Here is a 6,802-nt window from a genome sequence, read left to right on the forward strand (position 1 = left end):
ATATTTACTACAAGTAACATAGAAACATAATATTTATTGTTTTGTCAAGCAAACGCCGTTTATTGGTCATTAGTTAGTAAATAATTTTGAATTTAATAAAGTTTAATGTTAATTAATAGTGAAAAACGATAATAGAGTAATGGATAAGAGTTGAATAGTCACTTCGTATAATATATATTATGTAAAGTAAATACTCAAAATTGGAGGTAGACTAAATGAAGATACTAAATATGGATCATTTTGTTATCACAGTAAATAATCTGGACAAAGCAAAAGATTTCTATCATCGAATTATTGGATTAAAAATAGTAAATCAGCAAAGCAACCAAGATTTTGTGACGATGATGTGTGGTGGTCATTCACTTTTTCGCTTAAGAAAGTCAACTAATGAAGTAAATGCAATTGTGGCGAAGCATCTATCGACTGGTAGTTTTGATTTTTGTTTAGAGAGCTCAAATAATGTTCAAGAGATTATAAAGAATTTTGAAACAAATAATATTCAAATAGAATTAGGTTCAGTTGTTAAGCATGGTTTTAAAGGAAAAATGATGTCTGTATATGTTAGAGATCCAGATGGTAATCTTGTTGAAATTTCTACTTATCATAATTAATGCTGAGAGAGATTCTGAGACGTTTAAAATCCAAAATGATCATTAGTTTGTTTTATTAAGTTCATCTATTTTAGTCCAAAAGTAAGAATAAAGTTTATGAGTTCAATTCTTTTGCTAAGCTATCATTAAAACTATAATTTTAATGATAGGTAGATCTCATACTCTCAATTAAATATGGTTTGATATTTATTTTATTACTGAATTATTTAGTGAATTTATTTAAAAAGAATTTTTATTTTTATTTTGCTGAATCAATAATTAATTTGAATCAATATTTGCAGCAACAAATAAGCTTGATATATCAATGTTGTGCTGTCTTCTTTAATCTTTTATTGCTCCCCGCTCTTTATTTTTGCTAGGGGAGTTTTTCTATGAAGTTAAAAGAACATGTGTTTGCAAAAGTGCCCTAAAATTGCTATAATTTAAGCAGTTGTATAATGAAAGTTATAATTAGAGGTAGACAACATGGAAACAAAAAAATATTTAGCCTTAATTCAACTTGAATTAAATAAAATGCCAGATTATGTAAAGCAATATAATCTAGGAACCAATCAATCTCTAGCTACGAGTTATCAATATTTAACTGAAATTAGACGTTTTTTTGAATGGCTAAGAAAAGAAGGAATTTCGAAGGCTGATAACAATCGTCAAGTTTCCACTTCTACCCTCGCCCATTTACGACGTAACGATATCATGCTATATATTGATTATTTACGCCATTCTAAGAATCAACAGGGACACCTCAATTCGCCAACAACAGTTAATCGTTCAATTAATGCTTTACGTTCCCTATTCAAATTTTTGACAATTACGGCTGACAATAATCATGGCCAACCATATTTTGAACGTAATGTAATGCTCAAAATTGATTCTTTAAACAGCACAAAAACGCTTAATTATCGTGCTCATATTTTAGAATCTCATATGTATACTGGCAATTTAAAATATGAATTTCTTGATTTTATTGCAAAAAATTATGAGCAACATTGTAATAAACAGGCTCTACCAGCTTTCAAAAAGAATAAGCAGCGAGATCTTGCGATTGTTGCCCTAATTCTGGGAACGGGAATTCGTGTGTCTGAATGTGCTAATGTCAATTTAAAAGATCTTAATTTAAAAGATGCAGTTTTAGATGTAACGCGTAAAGGCGGTCAGAGGGACAGTGTGCCGATTGCTGAATGGACGGTCAACTATCTGATTGAATATAAAAAGATCCGTCAGCAGCGGTATTTGGCCGATAAAACGCAAACTGCATTCTTTCTAACTCGTTGGCATGATCAAACACGTCGTATTACAAGCAATGCAATTGAAAAAATGGTCAATAAATATTCGGCAGCATTCGGCCACCCGCTTACTCCACATAAATTACGCCACACTTTAGCTTCAGAATTGTATGAAGTAACTAAGGATCAAGTTTTAGTAGCGCAGCAATTGGGTCAAAAAAGTACTTCGGCAACGGATTTATATACGCATGTTAATCAAGAAAAGCAACGTGCAGCTCTTAATGAAATACCTGATCTTGATCAGCATAAGTACTAAAAACACGTACAAATAAATGTATTCTTATATATAATATCATTAATTAATCTAAAAAATCTGCTTTTATTATACTAAACAATCTGACTTTTAAGTGCTAGAATGTTAACAATTTAATCTTCACTTGTTTGATAAATTAATTTGATTAAGGAGATATTTATGGAAGATTTAATTGATCTGCACTTACATTTGGATGGTTCAGTACCTTTTAATACCGTTAAGAAATTAAGCAAACTGCATCATTTTCCGTTAATAAGTGATGATAAATTGCATCAGAAATTATCTGTTTCAGATAATTGCCATAACTTAAATGAATATTTAGAAAAATTCGCCTTTCCATTAAAATTAATGCAAACAAAAACAGATTTAGAATTGATTGTTTATGAATTGTTGCGTGATTTGCGCAAACAATGCTGTATCTATGTAGAAATACGCTTTGCCCCACAATTACACACGCAAAAAGAATTGACGCAGGAGGAAGCTATTAGGGCCTGTGAGATTGGTTATAAAAACTTTCTTAATTGGCAAGCGGTTTTGCGTGATGGAAAATCAGCCTTGCATGCTAACTTTATTCTTTGCTGTATGCGGCTGCGTGGTAATGAAAAGGAAAATTTTGAAACTGTTGAGTTGGCTCATAAATTGATGCCGATTACTCATGTTGTTGGAATTGACCTAGCCGGCGCAGAAACCCCCGAATTTGCTATTCACAAATATAGTAAACTTTTTGCCAAGGCAAAAGAACTTGGTGTTCCCTACACTATTCATGCAGGGGAAGCAATGGGGCCTAATTCCATTCGTGAAGCCTTGGCATTAGGAGCTAAAAGAATTGGACATGGAATTAGATGTATTGAAGATCAGAATCTAGTAAATAAATTGGCAAAGGATAAGATAACTCTTGAATGCTGTGCTACTTCCAATTTAAATACTAAAGTTTTTGATCGCCTGACTAAATATCCAGTTAGAGAATTGCTTCATGAAGGTGTTCATGTAACTTTAAATACTGATAATATGACAGTTTCTCATACTAATTTACCAACTGAGTATCGACGTCTTGAAGTAAAAACAGGTCTTTTAGCAAGTGAAGAAAAAGAAATGCTGAAGAATTCAATCCAAGCTTCATTTGCCAGTCCAAAAGAAAAACAACGTTTGACTGCTCTTTTAGGTTAAATAAAAAAAGAAGAACAAGTAGTATCTTTTTACTACTAGTTCTTTTTTGCTTTTTATTTAGTTAAATCGATTTTATCAATATCAATCATCCAAGCAATAGCGATTGATTTTTCACCCAAGTGAGTAGCAATAACAGGACTGAATTCTGCAACATCAACAGGCAAACCAGGAAAATTTTCAGAAATAAAGTCTTTAATTCCTGCGGCTTGCTCGGCATCGTTAGAATGAAAGACAAACAAACGTAATTTATCTTTATAATCAAGCTTACTAGTTCGTTCTAACGCAATACTTTCAATCTTGCTGACTGCACGCTTCATAGAACGAATTTTATCAAACGCAACGATTTTACCGTCTTTAAAAGTTAACAGCGGCTTAATATGAAGCATCGTACCGATAAATGCACTCGCATTACTTAAACGACCACCACGACTTAAATTCTTTAAATTATCTACGACAAACAATTCATCAATTGTTGCTCTAATTTCATCAAGATGCTTAATAATCTGTTCAGGTGTTAAGCCGTTTTTGATCATCCTAGCAGCTGCAAGAACTAAGTATCCTTGCAAACGCACAGTCATCTTTGAATCATAAGGATATAAATGATATTCAGGATTATTGCGAGCGATGTTTTGCAATGTCTCATTATATCCAGAAATCCCGCCTGATAAAGTAATATCAATAATGGCCTCATAGCCTTCTGCATGGAGCTTATTGTAAAGTTCAATCATCTTACCCATGCTTGGCTGTGAAGTCTTAGGAAAAACAGCACCTTGTCTTTGAGATTCAAATAGTTGCTCTGCAGTGAGGTTAATGCCTTCCAAATATTCCTTGTCGCCAACAATAACAGGAATTGGCATTACGATCACATTATTTTCTTTAACTTCTTCTTTAGTTAATACACTGGTGCTATCGGTCACTAATGCAATCTTCATTATATAACCCTTTCATCTATAAGAATTTATAGATGAATTATAGCATAAAATGAGCTCAAGTTCGAATACCTATGCCATTTCTGAGAAGTCGTCATATCCCATGCTTAGATTTTTTAGTTCTTGAGTAAATTTAGTTAACTCATTTGTATCAATTTTTGAAAATAGATCTTTTTCGATCTCACTAAGTGCCTTTTTTAATTCGGCAACTTTACTTAGCCCCACTTCACTTAGGCAAACTATTTTACTTGAATCTTTATCTGATCTGGTTATCTCAATATAATCTTGTGTTTTCTTTTGCTTAAGCTGTCTACTTAAAGTAGACAAAGAAATTGAGAGACCTTTTGCCAATTTTCCCATCGGTAAAGGCTGATTATTATTTCCATCGAAAAATAGCAATATTCTTGTTTGTGAAAGACTTAACTTGCATTTGTGATTTATTTCTTTTTTGATGTGCTTTGCGATGGAATTAAAAAATAAAACATCCATATACTACTCTTCTCCAAAATTCGTGAGTAAATCCCAGAGGTATGTAGTCAGAAACCAACACTAATGTTGTGAAACTTTATGCTGACCCATCTAGGATATTTACTATGTGAAACATAATATATTAGCTTTGACTTATGCATTAGCTAAAACTAATATTACTTTTTTATACCTATAGTATACCAGTTTTTCACAAATAAGTCTTTGTGAAATTCTCAAAATATTATTATATAACCAGAAGTACGCTATTTTAAGATTAGCCAAATTACTAGAATCAAGTTACTTAAGCAATAAGAAAATAATTGATATAATAGATAACGTGTTTATGTTTAGAGGTGATACCAGATGGCTTTTGATGGTTTATTTATTCATAGCCTATTAACTACTTTGACCCCTACTCTAGTGAGTGGACGGTTATCCAAAATTTATCAACCATTTGATCAAGACTTGGTCCTAGTATTTCGAAAAGAAAGAAAAAATCAACAGTTGCTGATTTCGGCAAATGCTCAATATCCAAGAATGTATTTGACCAAACAGACTATTGCCAATCCAGATAAGGCACCAACGTTTGTAATGGTGCTGCGCAAATATTTGGAAGGGTCAGTTTTAAAATCGATTGAACAAATTGGGTTGGATCGAATTGTAAACTTCCATTTCAGCAATCGAAATGAACTTGGCGATCAAGTACAACTTGTTTTATCTGTCGAATTAATGGGCCGACACAGCAACGTAATTTTTTATGATCAAGAAAGCGGAAAAATTATTGATTTGCTAAAGAGAATTAATCCTGATGAAAATCGTGCAAGAATACTTCTCCCAAGAGCAAAATATGAATTGCCACCGTTAAAACCAGGAATAAATGGTTTAAATTTAACGGAAAAAGAATTTGAAGAACTAAAAAAGCAAAATCCTCTTCCTAGTGATTTTGTTAGAAAAATGGATGGTTTAGATCGTGATGATCGGATGGAACTAGAGGGCTATCTTGAAGATGAATTTTCATTTGCTTCTTTTCAAACTTTCTTCGAACAATTTAATCATCCAAAAGCTTTTGTTCTTAAAACTCCGAGAAATAAGCGAAAGATATTTCCTTACCTTCCCTATCATTTGGATCTGGAAAAAGAAAGCAGTGATCCAGATTTGAACCATGCACTTGATGAGTTTTATGAATATCAAGCAAATCGAGATTGGGTTAAACAGCGAGCTACAAAGGTTGAACGAGTTGTTAAAAACGAGCAGAAAAAATTAACTAAGAAAATTGCAAAATTGCAAAAACATCTTGATTTAGCTGAAAATTCAGAAGGCTATCGTATTCGTGGTGAAATTTTAAATGCAAATTTGTATCAGGTTAAACCTGGAATGACGGAAGTAGATTTGCCAAATTACTATGATAATAATCGTCCGTTAAAGGTAAAATTGGATCCAGCCCTTTCTCCAGCACGAAATGCACAAAAGTATTTCACCAGATATAAGAAACTGCGAGATTCAATTAAACACGTGCATGAACAAATAAAGATTGCACAAGCTAATTTGGCCTACTTTGATTCAATTCAAACAGCTATTGATAATGCTGAGCCTCAGGATATTGATCAGATCAATGAAGAATTACAAAATCAGGGTTATATTCGCAAACCACAGAAACATGTTCGCCGTAAAAAAATTACTGAACGTAATTTAAACAAATTCAAACTTTCATCAGGTAAAACCGTTTTTGTTGGAAAGAATAATTATCAAAACGATTGGTTGACTTTAAAGAAAGCAAATAAGAATGATTATTGGTTCCATGTTAAAAATATGCCAGGCTCTCATGTTATTCTTCGTGATGATCAACCTACTCCTGAAGATATTAAAGAAGCAGCTGAAATTGCCGCCTTCTTTTCAAAAGGAAAGCTTTCTGCCCATGTTCAAGTGGATTATGTTCAAGACAAGCGGGTTAAAAAGCCAAATGGTGCGAAACCAGGATTTGTAATCTACACAGGGCAAAATTCGATTGAAGTTACCCCTGAAGAAAAAAGCGTTATGTCCAAGAGAATTGATTAATGAAATTTAAATATAAAACAGACTAACCTAGTGTTG

General features: G+C 32.7%; 6 protein-coding genes. 4 read left to right on the forward strand and 2 right to left on the reverse strand.

What is annotated here, in order from left to right; all coding sequences use genetic code 11:
• Window positions 1-215: 215 nt before the first annotated feature.
• The 3 genes from B2008_RS05770 to add all read left to right on the forward strand — a co-directional run bounded on the left by B2008_RS05770 (window position 216) and on the right by add (window position 3,314).
• Window positions 216-611 carry a VOC family protein gene (locus B2008_RS05770; RefSeq protein ID WP_281828174.1) on the forward strand — a complete coding sequence of 132 codons (396 nt, stop codon included), beginning with the start codon at window positions 216-218 and terminating at the stop codon, window positions 609-611.
• Window positions 612-1,076: 465 nt separating this feature from the next.
• Complete coding sequence (gene xerS / locus B2008_RS05775; protein ID WP_281828172.1) at window positions 1,077-2,150, forward strand: tyrosine recombinase XerS; 1,074 nt, start codon at window positions 1,077-1,079, stop codon at window positions 2,148-2,150.
• Window positions 2,151-2,306: 156 nt separating this feature from the next.
• Window positions 2,307-3,314 (forward strand): adenosine deaminase, encoded by a 1,008-nt coding sequence (gene add, locus B2008_RS05780; RefSeq protein ID WP_281828170.1) that lies wholly within the window; start codon window positions 2,307-2,309, stop codon window positions 3,312-3,314.
• A 53-nt stretch (window positions 3,315-3,367) separates the two neighbouring features.
• Here add and B2008_RS05785 read toward each other — a convergent pair whose 3' ends face one another.
• Together B2008_RS05785 and B2008_RS05790 are read right to left on the reverse strand one after the other, a co-directional pair.
• Window positions 3,368-4,246: a DegV family protein gene (locus B2008_RS05785; protein ID WP_281828168.1), complete on the reverse strand. Its 879-nt coding sequence runs from the start codon at window positions 4,244-4,246 to the stop codon at window positions 3,368-3,370.
• 69 nt (window positions 4,247-4,315) lie between these two features.
• On the reverse strand, window positions 4,316-4,732 hold the full coding sequence (locus tag B2008_RS05790) for a MarR family winged helix-turn-helix transcriptional regulator (protein ID WP_281828166.1): 417 nt from the start codon (window positions 4,730-4,732) through the stop codon (window positions 4,316-4,318).
• 342 nt (window positions 4,733-5,074) lie between these two features.
• Between B2008_RS05790 and B2008_RS05795 the strand changes: the two genes are divergently transcribed.
• Window positions 5,075-6,766 (forward strand): Rqc2 family fibronectin-binding protein, encoded by a 1,692-nt coding sequence (locus tag B2008_RS05795; RefSeq protein ID WP_281828165.1) that lies wholly within the window; start codon window positions 5,075-5,077, stop codon window positions 6,764-6,766.
• Window positions 6,767-6,802 lie beyond the last annotated feature (36 nt).

Origin of the sequence: Lactobacillus sp. UBA5813 (genome assembly GCF_002417895.1) — a bacterium.
GTDB classification, from domain to species: Bacteria; Bacillota; Bacilli; order Lactobacillales; family Lactobacillaceae; genus Lactobacillus; species Lactobacillus amylolyticus.